Here is an 18655-nt window from a genome sequence, read left to right on the forward strand (position 1 = left end):
TTTTGATTAGTAATTCGGGCAATCCACACCATATTCAGCCCGGTACAGCTTCATATAAGTATGTTTGTCGTTGTTTCTTATTTCTTCAATCTTATCCGCCGGAACATCAGACAATTTTTTATAGTCCAACGCCATAGAACCGCTTGACGGCTGGTTAATCAAGTTCATCGGCTTTTGAATGGGCGTCATAGACTCAAAAGTCAATTTTAAACTTTCAATACCGACCTTTTTACCCAATTCGATAAAATGCGCTTCCTTTTCCGGCACAATCAAGTGTTTTGCCGTAGCTTCTTTTACCGTTTGAGTAATGGCGGATAACTGCAATTGTTCTTTCTCCTGTTGTAATTGCTGGTTGGCCGTTTTATAGCCAAGCAACAGGTCAATGGAAGAAAGAATTTCATTTTCTCCGGCCGTTTCCGGCAACCCCAATTTCAGGGCGATAGCTTTGTAATCCATCTTTTCTTCGTCTTTTTGATTGTTGATATTAGTGAGTAATGGCAGACCGTCCGAATTTTCACCGGCCGCCAGTTTTAGTTCCTGACCTTTAAAAGTGAGTACCATCGGCAAAGCGTTGTCATTTCCGCCTATGTCAACCATACTTGTTTCAATTAGCTTGCTTCGTGTAGCAGTAGCCCGGTATTGGCCCGGCTTTATCAGTTCCGGCGCGTCGCTGGTTTCTATTACCTCAAAATTAGCGGAAGCCATTTTTAACGTACCCTTATCCCATTGCTGCTTTGCAAGTTTACTTTCATCGCGTACTTCATCAAAGTAAGGTTCGCCGGTGATTTTGTCGCCTTCCTTTTTTATATCTTTGATGCAGCCGATAATAATACCGCGCCAGTGCATCCACAACAACACAGGATTACGTTCGTATTGCGAAATATCAACGCCATCGGTTTTAACCCACGTTCCGTAACAGTTTACGGACTCATCACTTATAATTATTCGCTTTGCCATTTGCTACATGTTACATCGTTTTTATTACTGCATTTCTGCGCTTTATCCGGTGCAAACATAACCCCCTAAAATAGTCCGCACAAAAAAGTGTGCAACCGTTACTCACTTGTGTGAAAGCATTTTATAATAGATGGAAAGCGTTTCACACTTAATTGCCTCACCCATCCATACTTTACAATTTTGCCCAAAAGTAAAGCGATAATTATGTCAAAAAAGGAACTGGAAAAGAGCAAAGAACTTGCGCGCCTGTACTATCTGAATGGCGACACGCAAAAACTTGTGGCCGAAAAGGTCGGGGTTAGCCGCGTTACGATAAACAAATGGGTTTCCGACGGTGGTTGGGATACTATGCGTATGGCTAAAAGCATCACCCGGAAAGAACTTGTAACCAAAATGATGCAAAAGGCTAACGACAAACTGGAAGAAGGCGATATGTCTTTTGATGAAATGGCAAAACTATCCGCTTCTATAAAAGAACTGGATAAACAGACAAATGCCGTTACCATTTTGGAAGTGTTAACCGCATACAATGAATGGCTGGTTGTCCGTATGCAGGTCGATAAGGAATTAACGACGGATTTAGTAAAGACTATGAACCGTTATCAAGATATGTTTTTAAGCGAACAGATAGGAAACAGCAAATCGTTATTCAATGGCAACTAACACTTTAAAACAGGCACAGGAAAGATGGAAACAGTTGTCGGAAACGATACAAAACATGTCTACCGTCAATGCCGCCGAAACAAAAGCAACCCAAATCGCACGTATCGAGCGTGCCCGAAAAGATTATGCCTATTTTGTCGAATACTATTATCCCCATTATTGCACGGACAGGGAAACGGGAAAAGTAACACAATCCGCAAAATTCCACATAGAAGCCGCAAAGAGGATATTAAAAACACGCGATTTAAAAGCTGTATTCAAGTGGGCACGCGGGCATGCCAAATCCACACACATGGACGTAATGATACCTATGTGGCTGATGTGTCAAAAACAACGGCAGATACACGTAATGGTATTGGTTGGAAAGTCCGAAGATAACGCAAAAACGCTGCTCGGGGATATACAGGCGGAATTACAATACAACAAACGGTATATTCACGACTTCGGGGCGCAATACAATGCCGGGAATTGGCAAGACGGTGAATTTGTAACCCGCAACGGGGTTGCTTTCTTCGCCCGCGGCCGCGGACAAAGCCCCCGCGGGCTTCGCTACCGGAACCGCCGCCCGGATTACATCGTTATTGACGACCTCGACGACGACGAACTGTGTGAAAATGATACCCGCGTTAAAAAGATTACCGAATGGGTGAAGGAAGCCTTGTTCGGGGCTTTTGGGGCGGAAGGCGGCCGTTTTATTATGGTGGGTAACCTTATCAGTAAATGCAGCGTACTGGCTAATATCGCGGCGTCAAAAGGCGTATTCGTCAGTCAGGTGAATGTACTGGATAAAAACGGCAAGCCCTCCTGGCCGGAATACTGGACGGCAGAACGTATCAAGGCCAAACGTGAATTTATGGGGTACAGGGCATTTGAAAAAGAATACATGAATAATCCCATAAAGGAAGGTTCGGTTTTTCGCAAAGACTGGATTAAGTTTAAAAAGATGTTTCCGCTTGACCGGTACGACAAAATCGTGGCTTATTGCGACCCGTCTTTTAAAGGTTCAACGCAAAACGACTACAAGGCGATAAAAGTATGGGGTAAGATTGGTACAGAATTGCATCACATCAAAGCATTTGTTCGCCAGTGCAGCGTGTCGGAAATGGTACGCTGGTTCTACGACCTGCACGAAAGTTTGCCCGAAGGGGTTATTTGCGAATACTACATTGAAGCCAATTTTCTTCAGGACATTCTTTTGGATGAATTTACAACGGAAGGAAAGCTACGGGGCTACCAATTACCCATACAGGCCGACAAGCGTAAAAAGCCGGATAAATTCGGCCGTATCGAAGCAGTTTCGCCCCTTTGGGAGCGTGGCTTTGTCTTTTATAACGAAGCCATGCAAAACGATCCCGATATGTTGGCCGGGATAGAACAGACCCTTTCAATCGAAAAAGGAAGCCGGACACATGACGATGCACCGGACGCCGACGAAGGGGCTATTTATATCCTGCAAAAATATACAAGAGTACAAGAGTATCAACCCAGCTTCGGTATGCGCCGGAGCCCTAAAAATTCATGGTAATATGATTAAGTTATTCAAAGAAATTATTCTGAATTACAGAGTAAAAAGAGCCGTCAAGATGGCAAAAGAATTATCACAAGTGAGCAAACGCAAGTACATCGTTTTGATGGTGGCCGGTGTTCCCAGAGTCTATTCCAAACAGGAATTAAAAAGCCTGATTGCAAGGCGTGTTTTTAAAAAAGGCACTACTATTCAAGACTTGGAAAGACGTGCAATTCTTATAACCGCATAGCCTATGTTTCTAACAGAGAACGACTATATCGTAACATCGGCGGACGCTCTGACTATCTTCCAACAAAGTACGCCGGAAAAACGCGAACAGGCCGAAAAAATGGCTGTCGAAGAAATTGCCGGTTATCTGCGTAGCCGGTACGATACCGACAAAGTATTTTCCGCGGTAGGCAAAAAACGGAACGACATAATCGTTATGTACGCCTGTGATATAACGTTGTATCATCTTATCTCATGGCTGCCAAATAAAATGGGGCGCGAAATAAGAAAGGAGCGTTACGACCGCGCGATAAAGTGGCTGGAAGAAGTACAGACCGGAAAGGTCACACCGGACTTGCCAACCTTCACCGGTGAGGACGGCGAAGAAGATATTTATAACCCTGTAAAATGGGGGTCAGGAAAAAGTAACACTTACATTTGGTAACAATGGGTAGTAAAAAACGCAATATAAACAACAGCCTGTCTATTGGCGGGTATAATCTTGCAAGGGAAAGCGACCGGAAACGGCTTAATTCCATGCTGGTGGAACTGAAGCTGCAAGCCGATGCCTTGACACAAAAAGACCTGAAAAACTGGCGTCAGGCATGGCAAATGGCATTGAATATCGAAAACCCGCGACGCGGCCCGCTGTATGATATTTATACAGATATAGAGGCTGACCTTCACTTGACCGGTTGCGTCGGTCAGCGCAAGGGCTTCACGCTGAAAAAAAGTTTCAAGCTGGTAGATGCGAAGGGTAAGGAAAAGGAAGAAGCTACGGCCCTGTTTGAAACAGGCTGGTTCAAAGATTTAATCGGCTATATTTTGGATAGCCGCTATTGGGGGCATTCGCTTATACAGTTGGGCGATGTCATATCCGTCGACGGAAAAATGCGCTACAAAGACGTTGAATTAGTGCCGCGTAAACATGTTATTCCCGAATACGGGGCTATCATCCGCGAACAGGGTGACGAATGGAAAAACGGTTTTGATTACCGGGAAGGCCCTTTGTCCGATTGGGTTATTGAAGCCGGAAAACCGAAAGACCTCGGATTATACCTGAAGGCGGCACATCAGGCAATTCCCAAAAAGAACATGCTGGCCTATTGGGATCAGTTCGGAGAAATATTCGGCATGCCGATTAGAATTGCCAAGTCAACGGCACGCGACCCCAAAGATCGGTCGCGCATTGAAAACATGCTGGCTTCTATGGGAGCCGCCGCATGGGGCTTGTTTCCCGAAGGAACCGAAATAGACATAAAGGAAACAACCCGCGGCGATGCGTTTAACGTGTACGATAAACGCGTCGAACGGGCCAACAGCGAAATAAGCAAGGGGCTGCTGAATCAGACAATGACAATCGACAATGGCAGTAGTTTGTCGCAGTCTGAAGTACACCTTGAAGTATTTGAAAATGTTGTCGAAAGCGACGCGGATTTGGTCAAGGATATAGTAAACGACCAGCTTATACCGCGTATGGTTAAGCATGGGTTCCCGATAAAAGGGTTACGTTTTATATATGACGAAAGTATAGACTACACGCCGGAACAGCAGGTTTCATTTGAAACAATGATTGTAGACCGGTTTGAAGTCGACCCCAAATACTTTATAGATAAGTATAATATCCCTATCATTGGTAAAAAGCAGGTTCCGACACAACCACTTTCAAGACCTTTTTTCGACTAAGCCCCACCGATTACGTGGGGCTGCATGGTAGGGCGGCAGAAGTGTACAAAGGTGGCGACCTTGTTTTATCCGCAAAGGATTACCCGGATATTTCAGGTGTTGAAGCGGCGTTCGACAAGGCGATAGAATGGTTGCACGATAAACGCGTATTCGGGGCGGCCATGCTTCGCGACGACGCAATCGCCGGGCTGATTGAGGAAACAGCGTCTTTTCTCTCCAAAGGCATAGAACGGGGGTTGGGTGAAAGTTCGCCATCTGAAGCAATGGTAAACAGTTTACACGAAAGCGTTGGTGTTTTCAGCGGGTTCAAGACATTTCACGAAATGAAAGAAGCCGCAGGTATGTTGCTGGACGAAAGCGGAAATATAAAGCCGTTTGAACAGTATTATAAGGACGTTCAAACATTGAATGATACTTATAATAAATTCTACCTGAAAACCGAATATGACTTTACCGTAGCAAGCAGCGAAATGGCAGCCCGCTGGGAAGAACAGCAGGACGACGGAGGCGGTCGGTATTTACTTCAATACCGGACGGTAGGGGATAACAAAGTAAGAAAGGAACATCGCGCTTTGGAAGGTATCACCCTGCCAAGCAGCGACCCGTTTTGGGATAGCTATTACCCGCCAAATGGCTGGCGTTGTCGCTGTACCGTTACAAAAGTACGTGCGGCCAAATATCCGGCAACCGATAGCAAAGAAGCCATGACGGCCGGAGAAAAGGCGACTGAGGGGAAGTACGCCGAAATGTTCCGCTTTAATCCCGGAAAGCAAAGGGCTGCTTACCCGGCTTACAATACATATACAATCAGCAAATGTTCTGTATGCAAAAAAGGTAATGTGAAGCTGGGTAAAGTACCAAGCAATGAACTTTGTGCCGCGTGCCCGATCATCCGGGAATGCGCCGGAGATATGGCCAAATCACAGACTGCCATTGAGCGTAAGCACTACCTGAGGGAAATGCAGCCGCTTCTAAAAAAGAAAGTCACGCTGGAGATTGACGGGATGCAGAAAAGTATCGGATTCCGAAAGGAAGGGAACGAGCATCTATATAGTGATACGTTTGGCCGATCGTCAGTCCTAAAGAAAGACCATTTGTCCGAACTGGATAAAGTGCTGGAAAAAGCGGTTTATGTGAGAACGTCGGATTCGCTCAGCCATGAACGAAAAGATAAAATCAAACGGTTCTATTATCTGAAATCAGAGATAGAAGGCAAAACTGTTTATTTGAATGTGGCAGAAACGGACGAAAAGTCGAAAAAAGGTGTTATTTGGCACAATCGCTTCCTGTATTCGATTACGGACAAGATAAAATGAAAGCACCCATTGGCGCCGTCTTAGGTTCCAAGACCAGGTGTGGCCACACAATGAATGCTTTCATAGCGCAAATATACAATTAATAATCTAAAACCCAATCTTATGAACGGAAATTTCAGAAAAGAAGTAATCGACCGGTCTTTGGATGATATAAAGGTAGAATTAGACGAAGAGTTCGACCGAAATTTTGAACGTAAATCTTTCTTTGATGAACAGAAGTGGCCCGAAAGGAAGTTTGACGACGGTGTCGGCTCATTAATGCAGCGCACCGGCGGATTACGCAAAAGCATCAGTTCCCGGAAGCGGGGAGCGGAACTGGCGTACACTTCACACAAACCATACGGACGCATTCACAACGAAGGCGGAGAAATAAAGGTTACCCGTAAGATGAAGGGGTATTTCTTCGCAAAGCTGAAAGAGATTGAAAGCGGGTACAGCTATAAGAAAAACGGCGAAAAACGGGATAACAAACGCAACCGGACGTTATCGGATAAAGAAAACTTTTACAGGGCTATGGCTTTGAAAAAGGTTGGTTCTACAATCACCATACCGGAACGCCGCTTTATCGGCAATAGTAAAACAACAGATAAGATTATACGCGAAATCGCAGAACAAAATATTGACGATTATTTTAAACGGCATAATATTATTACAAAATGAGAAAAGATGTATATCAGGCATTAAAAAAACGCCTTAGCCGGCTTATTATTGATGAAGGGGGAAATATAATATTTCTATCAGAAGAACGGCTTCAGGCTGTTATAGAAAGTGGAGATAAGCCAAATTACGCTATAAAACACATCGCCCTTTGGAACAGGCAGGTTGAATTTATAGAAGAAGAAAGTATATTTGCCATGCCGGCCGTTTTCATTGAATTTGGTAAAATTAGCTGGCGGACACAAACCAACGGATTACAGGACGCAGACCTTACAATAGGGCTTCATGTGGTAACAAACGCTGTACCTGAAGGGTTCGACGGTGACACTTTCCATCTTGATTTATTGGATAAAATAAACCGTTGTTTATACGGCTTCAGTACAGAACAGTTAGGTTCTTTGGAACGGACGGCTTCTATTCCGTGCCACGACCACGAAGAAATATTCGATAATACGGAAGTCTTTAAATGTTTGGTACATGATAATTCGGCAGTCAAAAAAATGATGAAGCTACCCACTATGCCGAATATCGCCGTTCATTAAAACAGGGACAGTTGCAACGCTTCCTGTTTAGCAATAACAGCAGGGTTTGCGGCCGCATTTATATAGTTATAGAAAGTCTTTTCCGATATACCATAAATAGGCCAAATATACTTGCGCCAAATCGCCCGGTTGGATAAACCGGTTTTTGCGTATTCGTCGTATATTTCATTTACTTCCTTAACGCGTTTTGCGTATGAACAGCCTGTTAAACTCATGTATTGCGGATTTAGAACAAATACAAAATTATCAATTAAACGCCGTACCACAAAAGAAAAGCGGGATAAATTTACTTATCCCGCTTTCCGTAAAGTGGCAACATCACTTTAAAGCATCAGAATTGAATTATACGTTGCCATTATAGCGGCTATTTCAATCCAAAACATCCAGTTCTTTTCCCGGCTAAATCCGGCAACACATAAAAAAAAGGCAAAAGAAAGCAGGGACAACCACCAAAAGTCGGCCGCGAAACACCATATTTGAGAAAACAGACAACAGATAACCGCCGCAGTATAATGCACTGCATTTGTCAGGCTTTCTTTGAATTGTGCCGCCGTACCAACGAAAGCCAAGCCTGCGGCAGAGAGAAAGCAGGTAAACTGATAACCTTCCGGTGTCACATTCAGCCAACCGGGTAGCAAGAAACCGCCAACACCGTAACAAAATGCAGTAAACAGCCAGCCCAACCCTTTTCTTTTTTCCTCTAAAAGATAGTAGGTGTTGCTAATAGACCACGGAATGCCAAACATAAAAACAATACTGCCAATATACAGCAGAAATATTGCTATTGATGCGAAAATTAAGTTCATGGGATTATTATTTTATTGCTTTGTTGATATTAGTATTCTTTCCGTCACAATAACCATTGTAAAAAGCCTCTGCTATATCTTTCTTTTTCGTTTTAGGGGCTTTTCTTTCGACAGATGCATAACTACGCATATAGTCATTTATCAGTTGATTATGACAAACAACAAGCGATTTTTCCTGCACTTCGTTTGCTTTTGCTTCAATGGTTAGTTTTTCCCTTAGTCCATAGGCACAACCATTCAGGTACGAAATAATATATTTGCGTTTATACTTTTCTGTTCGTATAGCCCCACGTTTGCCGTTTGCAAATTCTTTATACCTGACCGGAGCCAATTTGCGGAAGATACTGCGCAGCATATCATATAAATAGATAACCGTTGAAGTATTTGCTTCTGTTCCTACTACAATCATATTTGTTTGACCGGAAATCAGGAAAACTTTGCAGTAATTAAATTCACATATAACATTCATAAGCAAGCGTTTCCAAAGGCCGTATGTGTCTTTAAAACTAATATTTCCGGTTCTTTGTACCCGCAAAGACTCTTTTCTTTCTTCCGGGTTAATATCCATCAATGACAAATTATATTGTGTCAACAGTCGACTAATCGCAGCCGCAGCGGCATTTGCTTCACCTTCTGACCCGATTTTTTGGGCTGATTGTTGAAGGCGCATTAACTTTTTCAGTCTTTCAACTATTTTATTTGGTACTTCTGTTTCCATTTTATTCCTTTTAATTTTGCTTATATTCGCTGTTTTTTAGGGTTAAACTATCAATTTTAATCTATATCCAAAATCTTTCGTATTCTCATCTTTCCCTATCAAATGGGAATATAATTCATCCATGATGATATAAAATATCACTTTGGGTAGAGGCTTTTGAAGGTAATTCAAGAAGGCTTCAAACAATATATGTTTCGGGATTACTTCTTTTGTCTCTTCAAAACATTCATTCAGTGGCTTAAATGATAAGCCGTGCTTTTGGGGATTTGTCAGCAATTCTTTGTATGCGCTGACTGTTTCGGGTGATAGTACCATTTTCGTTATTTTTTAGTTCATAACTTGTTCCATCCATTCGATAGCCTCTTCGATGGAAGTAACCATCCTAAACTCTCTGGTAACACAATACCTCATATACTGACAACAAAGTTCCGCGTTATCGTCAAAATAAATGTTGTATGCTCCATTATCGTTCGCTCCGGTACAGGCTATCCCCAATTCCAAAGCCTTTCGCACATTATCTTTATCACAGGACATATAGGCGTGGAGATCTCTACTACAACCTTTGCAACCCCTTAATCTTACCAATGGCTCCATATTCGTTATTTTTTAAATTAAAAGTTTAGAAAAGCATATACGCCTGCGTTACACAAAGTGGCAATAATTAACCCCCTATCGCCTTCTGCCGGGCCTATATTCAAACTTTCGCTTACACCCGAAGGGATGGTAACAATTTCATCCCCACCAATCAAACAGAAGCCGGCAGAAACAATTTTCATTCCTTCTATATTCACCATATTATGTGTTACATGGTCGGGAAAAAGAACCGGCATTTTTAAGCCGGTTCCTTCTTGTTCAAATATGACATACTTCATATAAGCCTATTTTAAAGCGTTTCCGGCACGAATGCCATCACATAGGTTACAACATCACAGGTGACTATTACGCGCCCTGAACCTTTGCATTGTTCGCAAATATGGCCGTCTATGATACCGCGGCCGTCACACACCTTGCAAGCTACTACATGCGGCGGAATAGTCCTTGTTCTTTTTATCCCTTTGGGTTCTTGCGTTTCCTTTGGCTTTCTAAATCTGTCTAAAATGTTTCCCATATCGTTTTATTATTTTAATATTACTATTTATTTTCATCAGCTACCCAGTTGATAGTCACAACTGCTTTTAATTTCTTATATCCCTTACAAACCGGGCATTCTACCTTTACACTTTCATGTGTCAGTTCATCCATTCCCCAAAACCAACCGTTCCCATGACAATACCCGCAGAGGACACCGCCGAATACCACCTGTTCTGTCGGGTGTTCTTTTGGGAAAAGCGGCGGCGATATTAATAACATTGGTTGTTGCTTGCTCATGCTTCTGTCATTCCTAAAGGTACACAAACCCATGCGCCATTCTCATTTTTTACTTCAGCCCGGATAAACTGTTTGCTTATCGCCGGTTGATAGGCTTCTTCTATTATTTGAACGCCTTCCATAAAACGGTCACTTCCGGTTTCTTCGGCAATCTTCCGGAGTTGCACTACACGGCTTGCCTTTAATGTGCCTTTCGCATCGCGGGCCAGCAAGCGAAGCACCATTTTAACAAGTGCCTTTGTTTTTTCATCACTGGCAAGCCCTTCGATGTACTCTTTAACGATTGCTATGCCATCTTCTACCGTATCGCGATAACCGTCCGTTGTATAGACACCGATAGTTATCCGTTTATCACCCTGTGAGTTGGTAAACGTATCGCTGCGCTGACCGTCTTTTTTCAACTTTAGAACATCGGCTTTCATTTCAATAACGTGCCTGAAATCATCCAAAATCGACTGCTTTGTTTCCTTAATACCTTGACTAAGGCACATTAAGGCCGGAACTGTCTTGTCAATGGTTTCATCCACCAAATCGCGGTAAGCCTCACGATCTCTTTTAGCCTGTTCTTTGGCATTCTTTTTAGCCTGTTCGGCCTTAAATTCATTGAACTGCTTCAGTTCCTCGTCCGTCATTTCAACGGCTTTCTTTTCTTCTGTCATAACTTTATTAATTTAATTGTGAATAATCCTTGTTTTTATCATTTTTCCGCATTATCAACCGCAATTTGATACACAGAAGTTCCAATTCTTCAACTGTCAATTTTCCGAACTCCTTACCGGAAATTCGCGGGTTTTTACAGTAGGCGTTTACGCGGTTCCAGTCGGTTGTGTCAATTCCATTCTTTTGTAAAAGAAGAAGGGCCGCCGACCGTTTGCGTCTTAGTTCCTCTCGTGCAATTTCGCGGGCTTTATATCCGCCTACCTGTCTTTGCATACCGTCACACATGGCGTCGTATTCTTTATCGGTCAATTCCTTCAGGGAAGTTGTACGGCCGTTTGTGTATTGCCGTACCAATTCCACTTTTAATTCTTCTTTGTCCGATGTGGGCATCCGGTTAAGAAGAGTATAAAACCGGGCATAATTTCGTTTCATATACAATCTTCTTCTGTTAGTCCATATTCAGCCATCAGAGCGTCGTGTGAAAGATTAGTGAGGCGTTCTGATACTTCACTATAAATAAAAGACTGGTCGCTGAAAGAAAAGCCTTCGGCCTTCTTTATCGCACTGTTTAAAATTGCTTCAATCACATCATCCATGACTATGTATTTAAAATTGTTTATTATTCATTCCAATATTGCGCAGCACCTTCAGCCCATATCGTAAAGTGATTGCCCGGCTTTGTGATAAACCGGCCTTTACAAATTGCCCGGAAGCCCTGCACGAATATTTTTACATCAGCATCATAAGCCACCTTTTTTGCTGCCCGGCCTTCAGGTTTTACTCCTTCGGCATGGCTAATAAATATCAGCAGCTTATTACGGTGCTTTTCCTTCATTGCCTTGTAGGTCGCATAAGTAAGCCCGGAGTATTGAAAACTATCCACAATGGCGATACCGGCACTTCTCCGTTTTAAAAGGCGTTCAGACAGTTCATTCATTGGTTCCCGGTCAAGTATCTGAAATCTCCCGTTAACTTCATCCATGCGACACCGGTTCAAACTGTTTTGAAGCGAAAGCCCTGTACTTTCTTCCAAGCTGTCATAAATCACCTTGTCAAACTGGCATAGATACTTGGCCAACTGCATAACGAAACTACTTTTGCCATTACCACTGTCACCCCAAATAATCCAAGTGCCTGTGCGGTCAGGCGTTCCGAATGCAGCTTCCCATTCATCGGTAAACGGGAAGCTGGGTATATTCATAGATTGTATCTCTTTAGGAGAATAAGCCCGTTTCATCCTTTTGCGTATCTACATGCAACCTTGCAACGGGTCGCGGTTACTATTTTGTTAGCTAACTCCAAATTATCCAGTTCAATAATTATCAAACCGGCTGTTTTCGCCCGACGTACACAAATATCACAGGGATATTCACCTTCATTCCACAATAACAGCACATGCGCGGCATATTGCGGCTCCATTCCGAGTTGATAAATCTTTTTCATCATACCAAGCCCCCTTTTCTTATTTTTTCAATTTCTGTATACACCCGGCGAAGGCTTCCGCCGGTACGGTTTACCACTTTCATAATTTCAGTCCCTTCAGGCGCATTTAATTTGGCGACCATTGCGGCTTGTGCCTTCAGGAAGGCTTCGCGTTCTTTCCCGTCTTCCGGGGTTACTTTACTGTACCTGTCACCATAGCGGGAAAACATTTCGGTATAACCTACCTTTTTGCATTCGATAGACCGGTTCATTTTTTCTTTCAGGCCGTCAGCCCCCATCATGTACCAAGCGCAACAACGTTCCGTAGCGTTCCAAAGGGCTTTCAACTCCAAAAAGGCTTCATATTGCAGGTCGCCCCCTTCATCAAGAATAATTAAAGGGTGTTCCAGCGTTTTCAGATAAAAACACAGGTCGTCGTAAACGTCGCAATACCTGCCGTTGTTGTTTACTCCAAATTCTTTAGCTATGAAGCGTATCAGGCGTTGTTTGGTCTTTACCTGCGAACAATCGACATATATGGCGTTCTTGTGGTTCTTTACATACAGGCGGGCCGTAAACGTCTTACCTATATTCGCCATATCGCATAACACAGCAGAAACACTGCTTTCTTGACACATTGCCAACTGTTCGGTTATATAGACAAAAGTCGGCGTTTCAGCCGCTTGCCACTGAATTTCATTATTCAGCGATACATTCAAGCGACGGGCAAGGCAAATCCAATTTGTATCGCTAACCTGTTTGTCAATTTTCCTTTTTTTCAGTACATTGTACACGCTGGCCGAAATGCCAAGTGCGGCGGCGTGCTTGTTATCCGAAGGGTAATTTTCCCGGTTTACCGTAATGGCTTCGAGAATACGTTGTTTAATATCATTCGTTACTTCCATGTTATAATAATGTTTTAATGTTATTCTAATACTGTTATATACTTGCTACGCCCCGGCCTTTGTAGTCGCTGAATTGAGCTATCAGGCTATCGGCATCCGTTTCTACATTATCAACCTGTATCGGCTTCGCCGTTGCTTTCGCTATCTTTTTGGCGGTTTCTGCTTTCATCACCACCACCGGGGCAATAGCTTCTTTCTTAGTCATTGCGTCGAACTGGCTGATTAGCTTGTTTTGCTCTGTCATTACCTGTTTGTCCTTATCTGTCTGTTCGGCTTCCGATGTATTGAAGGTTCCGACGTTGCTTAACTTATCAAGTAGTACGCCGTTTTGGTAGATATACACATCGCCCATGTTTCCTTCTTCATCCGGCAGGTAATAGGCATCCACTTGGTTATTATTGGGGGCAAGGCGGTCGAGAACTTCCGGACTGCTTAACCAAAGGTCTGTATAGTTTACGCGGCAATAACTGTTTCGTCTGATACTTGTTTCTACGTGTTCACCAATGAAACGGTATAAAATAGCCTTATCAACAGGCTGCAAAGTCGGGTTCATATTACTTTCAAGCACCTGCCAGCGCGTCATACCGGGATATTTCTTTTGATTGGGATGCAGGGAATGATTAAATTCGTGAACATCCGCAATATCTTCCTGAATAAGCTGCTCCCATGTGTAATACTGCTTTTCTTCGTAAGTGTCGTTATATTCGTCACTTATCTTTTTACTTTCTGCCCTGTATTTCTCATTTTTGGCATAAAAGCGGCCTATTCCTAAATGGTTTTTGTGTTCAACACTGCGTTTCTTTGCGCCGTTTAATGGTTCTGCAAACTTTTCCTGTGAGTTTAGCGGGGCACAGAAACGAACAAAGGGAAACATCGTACCGGCTTTTAAAAAACTATCTTTCCACTGGCTCATAAGGTGGTTTTCCACTTCGACTTGCGCCGGGCAATTCCAGCCGTTACGCTCCATAAGACGGAACATATCGCGGAAACAGTCTACCACTAAATCAACGTTCTTATTACGGTTGTAAGCAAGACCGACTACACATTGGCTGGTTACGTCATAGGCATAATAAGCCTTTGGACGTTGTTTGGTATCCTTCAGCTTACGTGGCAAATCGCGGTCGTCGAACGAAATCTTACTGAAAGAAAATTCCGGGGCGTGGCGGTGTACATGCGGGCGTTCATTGTGCATGAATGTGCTCCAACTCATAAGTCTGTGATTTATCAAGACCTGATTTTTAGGCTGGTTCAGATAGTTGTTTATAGTGGATTGACTAAGCCTGATCGGGTTTCCTTTCTTATCCACAAATTCCGCCGGGTTAAATATCTCGCCGGTTTCCGGATTGCAAACAGTCAACTCACCGGCTATAAACATGTTGTACATTTCCCACACGTTTTTATTCCACGGCTTGTTCGGCAATGTCGCCAAACTAAGCAGTAAACTTTCAACCTGCACATTGACAAGCCTTGTGTTCTGATTACCGAACTTTTTGCTTATCAGGCTTATGTAGCTGTTTTCTTGAAAGTCCTTCACTTTCTTCTTGAAGCGGTTTACCGAAAGCGGCAGACTATGCCCAAACTCTTTTTGAAAGAAGCTGATCGCACCGGCCATTTCTTCCCAACGTATTTTGTTGTTCTGCATGACAGCCCGTTTCATCCTGACATCATTCATCAGGCGGACAACTGACTGTAAAGCGGAAGCATTCAATGTATATTCCTGCTGTTGTTCCGGTTCCAGAGGCTTGCCGGAAGGCAGACGGAAGCGGGAATAAAAGCTGCGGGCATCCGCATCCACTTCCCAATGCGAAGCGAACCAGTTTCTTAAAATCTCAGCGTCCATACTTCCGTATTTTTGTTCAACTAACTTTTTATATTTATCCGGCAGACTATCCACGGAAACAAGGGATTTTACCCCACGGCCTATACCTTTACGAATCACCTGTATTATTTTACGATAAACCAACTGATCGAAACAGCTAACTGTCATTATAGGAGCTTTCGTTACATCTAACCGATAGTCCCCTAAAAGCGGTCGGTCGTCACGTGTTAGGTCATCTTTTGATATACACAATATTTTTCCGTAGTACTCCATAGTGATACTTTAAATTCGGGGGCCGTAGGCCATTCTCACAACTTCATCCTGAAGGTTCATAAAATCAGAAATCATCAAACTGCTTTCTACTCTCTTCACTTCTTTGCCATTTATAAAAGCAACGACTAAAGGAAAATCATTATGTGATATGATTTTAACACGTTTCCCGAAAGTCTGTGTCATTGTATGCTCTGCCGTTTGATGGGTTGTTTCCCAGTCCATAGCAAAACCGTCATTGATGGTAAAACCGCCTAATTCCTTTATTGCCGTATAACGGATTTTGCGAGCCAGCTCACTGTCGCTTTCAAAAGTCAATGCTTTCCATATCATCACATCCGTACAGTCAAATATCTGACGCAATTTGCCTTTGCCGGCCCTGTCTAAATAAATATGCTTTTTCATCGCTATATTGCTTTATTGTTAATACTCTGTTTTAAATACCTTCCGCTATTCTCACGAACCGCGGAAGTTTTGCTACATTTGTAGCATGTCTAACTAAAATTCAAATATCATGAATAATGAAAGCTGGGTTAAGAACCTCCAAAAACTGACCGATATAACCAATCTGGCTACAGAGAAACAGATCGGATTTTATCAAAATATCCTTGTGGCAGGAGCCAGCATCTTGGGCATTCTGATAAGCCTTCAATCCACACAGACATCTTGCCTATATATCCGTCTGGTATTTCTTCTGTCAGTATATCTATTATTATCGGGAGTCCTGCTCGCTGCAATAGTGCTACATGATTTGTCATCTCTACCAGGGCAGGTACAGAAAGCCTTTGCGGAAGAACTTCGTAAAGTATTGCACAAGGATATAAATCCGAATCCGATAAGTGTTCCGAAGAAAAAAAGAACCATACGTTGCGAAAAATGGTGTTTAATATCCTTGTCAGCTTCATTGTTTTCACTTGTTGTTTATACGACTTTATTACTTTTCTTTTGACATAACCGAAAAAGTACTTGAATGGCTCAGCGAATGAAGTATTCGCCGCGACTCCCTTCGGGCGGGTAGAAGTATTCTTTCTTATACAATAGAATGCCGAATAAGCGGTATTCTATTGTTGAACTAATAACATAGCTTCCCCTAACTTCACATCTGAATGTTTTTCTGATCATAATCATTCCTCCTTATTTAATTATTTCAATCGTACAATCATCCAATTTCCCGGCAAGGACTGCCCTTACATAAGCCATCGCACATTCACCAGAAGTGGCTACTACAAAATCTGTCTGGCCTGTTCCCGCAGCCGCTATATCCTCGTGATTGTTGAATTTTTCTATCAGGTTCAGCATCTTAAACTGTTCCGCTTCATCAATAAATACTTTGATTGCTTTCATAAATCACTTCTTTAATTATTGAACTGTCGAGCGTTTTTCTTATATTTACCGCCCGTTAATATCTTTAACACGCTGCAAATATATACGATTTGTAGATATAAACAAAACAAATCGTAGATTATTTTACAATTTGTAGATGTTTTATTTTAGAACTATGGATAAGAAACAAATGCTTGGAGCTATAATAGACTATTATACAGGTGGAAATAAAGCTAAGTTTTCCGCAATATTAGAAGTGTCACCGCAAACTATAAGTGCGTGGATGGCAAGAAATACGTTTGACTCCGAACTAATATATACAAAATGTAGTGATATATCTGCGGAATGGTTACTTACAGGCAAAGGAGCCATGCTAAAAAATGGAAACTCTTCATTAGCGGATTTAGTACGAACAGACCCAACAAAAAACATTAATTACATACCGCCTACAACCCCGATAGGCAGTATTCCAAATGAACCCAAAGCTATACCGTTTGCAGAAGCCGCACGCAACGGCTTGCATCCAATCCCTTTAGTGACACAAAAGGCGGCAGCAGGTTTTGGTAATGGTGATTTTTCCATTGAAGAAGCCGACGTGAAAGAATACTATGTTATTCCTAAATTCAAATACTGCCATGTTGATTTTATGATTGAAGTTTCCGGTTTATCCATGTACCCGCATTTTAATCCGGGCGATGTTATTGCGTGTTCTATACTTCGTAATACTCAATTTCTACAATGGAACAAATGCCATGTAATAGCCACACGCGAACAAGGTATATTGGTTAAACGTATTATGCCGGGTGAAGATAAAAAGCATTTGCGTGCCATTTCTGACAATAAGGAATATCCACCTTTCGACATACCCGTTGACGAAATAACCGGTATCGCCGTTGTTGTTGGCTCGGTTGGCCTCGAATAGCACATATTATAGTACGCGCACGCAGTTTTTCTCCAATAAATAGGCGCATATTGATGTAATACACTGATAATACGTAATTTATAAACAAATATAATATTCTTTTTCCTGTTATTTATGTGGCTTTTTCTACCCATTTAAACGGCTTTTTCTGTCAAAACAAGCCGTTTTATGTTGTTTTTATATATTTTACAAGCATCATATTACATGCTTTTGTAAGTCTTTTGTAAGTGTTTTAACATATATTTTATATGTGTTTTATGTAGGTGTTTTTGTAAGGCATTCAAGTAAAACAAGATGTTAGAACACCAATAAAAAAGCCGTTATAATACCATATCAAAGGCATTCTAACGGCTTCTAATATTCAATGTAGTAACACTTTAACTTCCGCCTCTAATAAGGTGGGATTGCTTTATAATAGCTTTTCGGGTAGGCAAGGACGTTCCATCACTTAAACCGGCATGTAGAAGGGTACTTTTCCTAATACCGATACGTTCTTCGTCCAATGTTTTGAATATGGCAGATATACTACCAAAGTAGAAATCTTTTTTCTCAAATATCAGGTGTACATGTATCACCTTTGTTTCTGTCTTTCCCATGCGTATTTGGAATTTTATTTTTGCAAAACTACCAAATAGTTATTATTTGGTAGTTTTTATATCGTTAAACTTCCAAAACAGAAGAAAGAAAAAGAACACAAGAAATAAAACCGGCGAAACCTTATTTTGGGGCGTTCTGTCGGCTTTATTATTTATTTCGAGTAATGATAAGCAGAGTAAAGAAGAAAGTAAATGGCGGCCCGTATTTACCCTTAATAGAGGCTTCCGGGTGTAAAGCAGAAATAAAGCAAAAGTAAAGCTCAAACCGTTTCGTTTTAAACCGGCGTTTG

At 42.2% G+C, this 18655-nt stretch carries 28 protein-coding genes; 10 read left to right on the plus strand and 18 right to left on the minus strand.

All coding sequences use genetic code 11. The annotated features are described in order from the left end of the window. Positions 1-6: 6 nt before the first annotated feature. Positions 7-957 (minus strand): hypothetical protein, encoded by a 951-nt coding sequence (locus tag BQ7394_RS01790; RefSeq protein WP_075555803.1) that lies wholly within the window; start codon positions 955-957, stop codon positions 7-9. 204 nt (positions 958-1161) lie between these two features. Between BQ7394_RS01790 and BQ7394_RS01795 the strand changes: the two genes are divergently transcribed. The 8 genes from BQ7394_RS01795 to BQ7394_RS01830 all read left to right on the plus strand — a co-directional run bounded on the left by BQ7394_RS01795 (position 1162) and on the right by BQ7394_RS01830 (position 7556). Then, positions 1162-1620: a hypothetical protein gene (locus tag BQ7394_RS01795; protein WP_075555804.1), complete on the plus strand. Its 459-nt coding sequence runs from the start codon at positions 1162-1164 to the stop codon at positions 1618-1620. Next, complete coding sequence (locus BQ7394_RS01800; protein WP_075555805.1) at positions 1610-3145, plus strand: hypothetical protein; 1536 nt, start codon at positions 1610-1612, stop codon at positions 3143-3145. Before BQ7394_RS01795 ends, BQ7394_RS01800 begins: the two co-directional genes overlap by 11 nt. A gap of 1 nt (position 3146) precedes the next feature. Then, positions 3147-3377 carry a hypothetical protein gene (locus BQ7394_RS01805; RefSeq protein WP_075555806.1) on the plus strand — a complete coding sequence of 77 codons (231 nt, stop codon included), beginning with the start codon at positions 3147-3149 and terminating at the stop codon, positions 3375-3377. A gap of 3 nt (positions 3378-3380) precedes the next feature. Beyond that, positions 3381-3800, plus strand: coding sequence for a phage protein Gp36 family protein (locus tag BQ7394_RS01810; protein WP_075555807.1), 420 nt, complete (start codon positions 3381-3383; stop codon positions 3798-3800). Between the two features lie 2 nt (positions 3801-3802). Beyond that, positions 3803-5041, plus strand: coding sequence for a phage portal protein family protein (locus tag BQ7394_RS01815; protein WP_075555808.1), 1239 nt, complete (start codon positions 3803-3805; stop codon positions 5039-5041). Positions 5042-5055: 14 nt separating this feature from the next. Then, entirely contained in the window at positions 5056-6357 is a 1302-nt protein-coding gene (locus BQ7394_RS01820; RefSeq protein ID WP_139317665.1) for a phage head morphogenesis protein, read from the plus strand. A 102-nt stretch (positions 6358-6459) separates the two neighbouring features. After that, entirely contained in the window at positions 6460-7017 is a 558-nt protein-coding gene (locus tag BQ7394_RS01825) for a phage virion morphogenesis family protein (protein ID WP_075555810.1), read from the plus strand. Next, positions 7014-7556, plus strand: a complete 543-nt coding sequence (locus BQ7394_RS01830; protein ID WP_057327598.1) for a hypothetical protein — start codon at positions 7014-7016, stop codon at positions 7554-7556. The genes BQ7394_RS01825 and BQ7394_RS01830 overlap by 4 nt, the downstream gene beginning before the upstream one ends. On the opposite strand, the gene BQ7394_RS01835 is transcribed toward BQ7394_RS01830, so the two are convergent. From BQ7394_RS01835 to BQ7394_RS01905, 15 genes are all read right to left on the minus strand, one after another. After that, positions 7553-7771: a hypothetical protein gene (locus tag BQ7394_RS01835; protein ID WP_057327599.1), complete on the minus strand. Its 219-nt coding sequence runs from the start codon at positions 7769-7771 to the stop codon at positions 7553-7555. The two genes, BQ7394_RS01830 and BQ7394_RS01835, sit on opposite strands and share 4 nt — an antisense overlap. A gap of 108 nt (positions 7772-7879) precedes the next feature. Beyond that, entirely contained in the window at positions 7880-8362 is a 483-nt protein-coding gene (locus BQ7394_RS01840; protein ID WP_075555811.1) for a hypothetical protein, read from the minus strand. Positions 8363-8369: 7 nt separating this feature from the next. Further along, positions 8370-9080, minus strand: coding sequence for a DUF7168 domain-containing protein (locus BQ7394_RS01845; RefSeq protein ID WP_075555812.1), 711 nt, complete (start codon positions 9078-9080; stop codon positions 8370-8372). 42 nt (positions 9081-9122) lie between these two features. Further along, positions 9123-9395, minus strand: coding sequence for a hypothetical protein (locus BQ7394_RS01850; protein ID WP_075555813.1), 273 nt, complete (start codon positions 9393-9395; stop codon positions 9123-9125). 12 nt (positions 9396-9407) lie between these two features. Then, complete coding sequence (locus tag BQ7394_RS01855) at positions 9408-9674, minus strand: hypothetical protein (protein ID WP_075555814.1); 267 nt, start codon at positions 9672-9674, stop codon at positions 9408-9410. A gap of 17 nt (positions 9675-9691) precedes the next feature. Further along, a complete protein-coding gene (locus tag BQ7394_RS01860; RefSeq protein WP_075555815.1) occupies positions 9692-9952 on the minus strand; it encodes a hypothetical protein in 261 nt (86 codons plus the stop codon). 259 nt (positions 9953-10211) lie between these two features. Continuing rightward, positions 10212-10448, minus strand: coding sequence for a hypothetical protein (locus tag BQ7394_RS01870; RefSeq protein ID WP_075555816.1), 237 nt, complete (start codon positions 10446-10448; stop codon positions 10212-10214). Then, complete coding sequence (locus BQ7394_RS01875) at positions 10445-11107, minus strand: DUF3164 family protein (RefSeq protein ID WP_057327618.1); 663 nt, start codon at positions 11105-11107, stop codon at positions 10445-10447. The genes BQ7394_RS01870 and BQ7394_RS01875 overlap by 4 nt, the downstream gene beginning before the upstream one ends. 7 nt (positions 11108-11114) lie before the next feature. Continuing rightward, positions 11115-11540 (minus strand): hypothetical protein, encoded by a 426-nt coding sequence (locus tag BQ7394_RS01880; protein WP_075555817.1) that lies wholly within the window; start codon positions 11538-11540, stop codon positions 11115-11117. Further along, entirely contained in the window at positions 11537-11704 is a 168-nt protein-coding gene (locus tag BQ7394_RS25930) for a hypothetical protein (protein WP_167369465.1), read from the minus strand. Before BQ7394_RS25930 ends, BQ7394_RS01880 begins: the two co-directional genes overlap by 4 nt. Positions 11705-11727: 23 nt before the next feature. Further along, complete coding sequence (locus BQ7394_RS01885) at positions 11728-12309, minus strand: ATP-binding protein (protein ID WP_172681329.1); 582 nt, start codon at positions 12307-12309, stop codon at positions 11728-11730. Between the two features lie 32 nt (positions 12310-12341). After that, positions 12342-12554 carry a hypothetical protein gene (locus BQ7394_RS01890; RefSeq protein ID WP_075555818.1) on the minus strand — a complete coding sequence of 71 codons (213 nt, stop codon included), beginning with the start codon at positions 12552-12554 and terminating at the stop codon, positions 12342-12344. Beyond that, the gene (locus BQ7394_RS01895; protein ID WP_075555819.1) at positions 12551-13435 is read right to left on the minus strand and encodes an AAA family ATPase; all 885 of its coding nucleotides are present in this window, start codon (positions 13433-13435) and stop codon (positions 12551-12553) included. The genes BQ7394_RS01890 and BQ7394_RS01895 overlap by 4 nt, the downstream gene beginning before the upstream one ends. A gap of 34 nt (positions 13436-13469) precedes the next feature. Continuing rightward, a complete protein-coding gene (locus BQ7394_RS01900) occupies positions 13470-15527 on the minus strand; it encodes a hypothetical protein (protein ID WP_075555820.1) in 2058 nt (685 codons plus the stop codon). 9 nt (positions 15528-15536) lie between these two features. Then, on the minus strand, positions 15537-15929 hold the full coding sequence (locus BQ7394_RS01905; RefSeq protein WP_057327624.1) for a hypothetical protein: 393 nt from the start codon (positions 15927-15929) through the stop codon (positions 15537-15539). A 109-nt stretch (positions 15930-16038) separates the two neighbouring features. Between BQ7394_RS01905 and BQ7394_RS01910 the strand changes: the two genes are divergently transcribed. Beyond that, complete coding sequence (locus tag BQ7394_RS01910; protein WP_075555821.1) at positions 16039-16473, plus strand: hypothetical protein; 435 nt, start codon at positions 16039-16041, stop codon at positions 16471-16473. A 185-nt stretch (positions 16474-16658) separates the two neighbouring features. On the opposite strand, the gene BQ7394_RS01915 is transcribed toward BQ7394_RS01910, so the two are convergent. After that, entirely contained in the window at positions 16659-16868 is a 210-nt protein-coding gene (locus BQ7394_RS01915) for a hypothetical protein (protein WP_075555822.1), read from the minus strand. 154 nt (positions 16869-17022) lie between these two features. On the opposite strand from BQ7394_RS01915, the gene BQ7394_RS01920 reads away from it, so the two are divergent. Further along, on the plus strand, positions 17023-17769 hold the full coding sequence (locus BQ7394_RS01920) for a LexA family transcriptional regulator (protein WP_075556829.1): 747 nt from the start codon (positions 17023-17025) through the stop codon (positions 17767-17769). Positions 17770-18146: 377 nt separating this feature from the next. On the opposite strand, the gene BQ7394_RS01925 is transcribed toward BQ7394_RS01920, so the two are convergent. Then, positions 18147-18365, minus strand: coding sequence for a hypothetical protein (locus BQ7394_RS01925; RefSeq protein WP_075555823.1), 219 nt, complete (start codon positions 18363-18365; stop codon positions 18147-18149). Positions 18366-18655: the final 290 nt, after the last annotated feature.

This window comes from Parabacteroides timonensis (genome assembly GCF_900128505.1).
GTDB classification, from domain to species: domain Bacteria; phylum Bacteroidota; class Bacteroidia; order Bacteroidales; family Tannerellaceae; genus Parabacteroides; species Parabacteroides timonensis.

Coding starts and splice junctions, on each gene's coding strand:
- BQ7394_RS01790 (WP_075555803.1), bottom strand. CDS start 957: ATGGCAAAGCGAATAATTATAAGTGATGAGTCCGTAAACTGTTACGGA.
- BQ7394_RS01795 (WP_075555804.1), top strand. CDS start 1,162: ATGTCAAAAAAGGAACTGGAAAAGAGCAAAGAACTTGCGCGCCTGTAC.
- BQ7394_RS01800 (WP_075555805.1), top strand. CDS start 1,610: ATGGCAACTAACACTTTAAAACAGGCACAGGAAAGATGGAAACAGTTG.
- BQ7394_RS01805 (WP_075555806.1), top strand. CDS start 3,147: ATGATTAAGTTATTCAAAGAAATTATTCTGAATTACAGAGTAAAAAGA.
- BQ7394_RS01810 (WP_075555807.1), top strand. CDS start 3,381: ATGTTTCTAACAGAGAACGACTATATCGTAACATCGGCGGACGCTCTG.
- BQ7394_RS01815 (WP_075555808.1), top strand. CDS start 3,803: ATGGGTAGTAAAAAACGCAATATAAACAACAGCCTGTCTATTGGCGGG.
- BQ7394_RS01825 (WP_075555810.1), top strand. CDS start 6,460: ATGAACGGAAATTTCAGAAAAGAAGTAATCGACCGGTCTTTGGATGAT.
- BQ7394_RS01830 (WP_057327598.1), top strand. CDS start 7,014: ATGAGAAAAGATGTATATCAGGCATTAAAAAAACGCCTTAGCCGGCTT.
- BQ7394_RS01835 (WP_057327599.1), bottom strand. CDS start 7,771: ATGAGTTTAACAGGCTGTTCATACGCAAAACGCGTTAAGGAAGTAAAT.
- BQ7394_RS01840 (WP_075555811.1), bottom strand. CDS start 8,362: ATGAACTTAATTTTCGCATCAATAGCAATATTTCTGCTGTATATTGGC.
- BQ7394_RS01845 (WP_075555812.1), bottom strand. CDS start 9,080: ATGGAAACAGAAGTACCAAATAAAATAGTTGAAAGACTGAAAAAGTTA.
- BQ7394_RS01850 (WP_075555813.1), bottom strand. CDS start 9,395: ATGGTACTATCACCCGAAACAGTCAGCGCATACAAAGAATTGCTGACA.
- BQ7394_RS01855 (WP_075555814.1), bottom strand. CDS start 9,674: ATGGAGCCATTGGTAAGATTAAGGGGTTGCAAAGGTTGTAGTAGAGAT.
- BQ7394_RS01860 (WP_075555815.1), bottom strand. CDS start 9,952: ATGAAGTATGTCATATTTGAACAAGAAGGAACCGGCTTAAAAATGCCG.
- BQ7394_RS01870 (WP_075555816.1), bottom strand. CDS start 10,448: ATGAGCAAGCAACAACCAATGTTATTAATATCGCCGCCGCTTTTCCCA.
- BQ7394_RS01875 (WP_057327618.1), bottom strand. CDS start 11,107: ATGACAGAAGAAAAGAAAGCCGTTGAAATGACGGACGAGGAACTGAAG.
- BQ7394_RS01880 (WP_075555817.1), bottom strand. CDS start 11,540: ATGAAACGAAATTATGCCCGGTTTTATACTCTTCTTAACCGGATGCCC.
- BQ7394_RS25930 (WP_167369465.1), bottom strand. CDS start 11,704: ATGGATGATGTGATTGAAGCAATTTTAAACAGTGCGATAAAGAAGGCC.
- BQ7394_RS01885 (WP_172681329.1), bottom strand. CDS start 12,309: ATGAATATACCCAGCTTCCCGTTTACCGATGAATGGGAAGCTGCATTC.
- BQ7394_RS01890 (WP_075555818.1), bottom strand. CDS start 12,554: ATGATGAAAAAGATTTATCAACTCGGAATGGAGCCGCAATATGCCGCG.
- BQ7394_RS01895 (WP_075555819.1), bottom strand. CDS start 13,435: ATGGAAGTAACGAATGATATTAAACAACGTATTCTCGAAGCCATTACG.
- BQ7394_RS01900 (WP_075555820.1), bottom strand. CDS start 15,527: ATGGAGTACTACGGAAAAATATTGTGTATATCAAAAGATGACCTAACA.
- BQ7394_RS01905 (WP_057327624.1), bottom strand. CDS start 15,929: ATGAAAAAGCATATTTATTTAGACAGGGCCGGCAAAGGCAAATTGCGT.
- BQ7394_RS01910 (WP_075555821.1), top strand. CDS start 16,039: ATGAATAATGAAAGCTGGGTTAAGAACCTCCAAAAACTGACCGATATA.
- BQ7394_RS01915 (WP_075555822.1), bottom strand. CDS start 16,868: ATGAAAGCAATCAAAGTATTTATTGATGAAGCGGAACAGTTTAAGATG.
- BQ7394_RS01920 (WP_075556829.1), top strand. CDS start 17,023: ATGGATAAGAAACAAATGCTTGGAGCTATAATAGACTATTATACAGGT.
- BQ7394_RS01925 (WP_075555823.1), bottom strand. CDS start 18,365: ATGGGAAAGACAGAAACAAAGGTGATACATGTACACCTGATATTTGAG.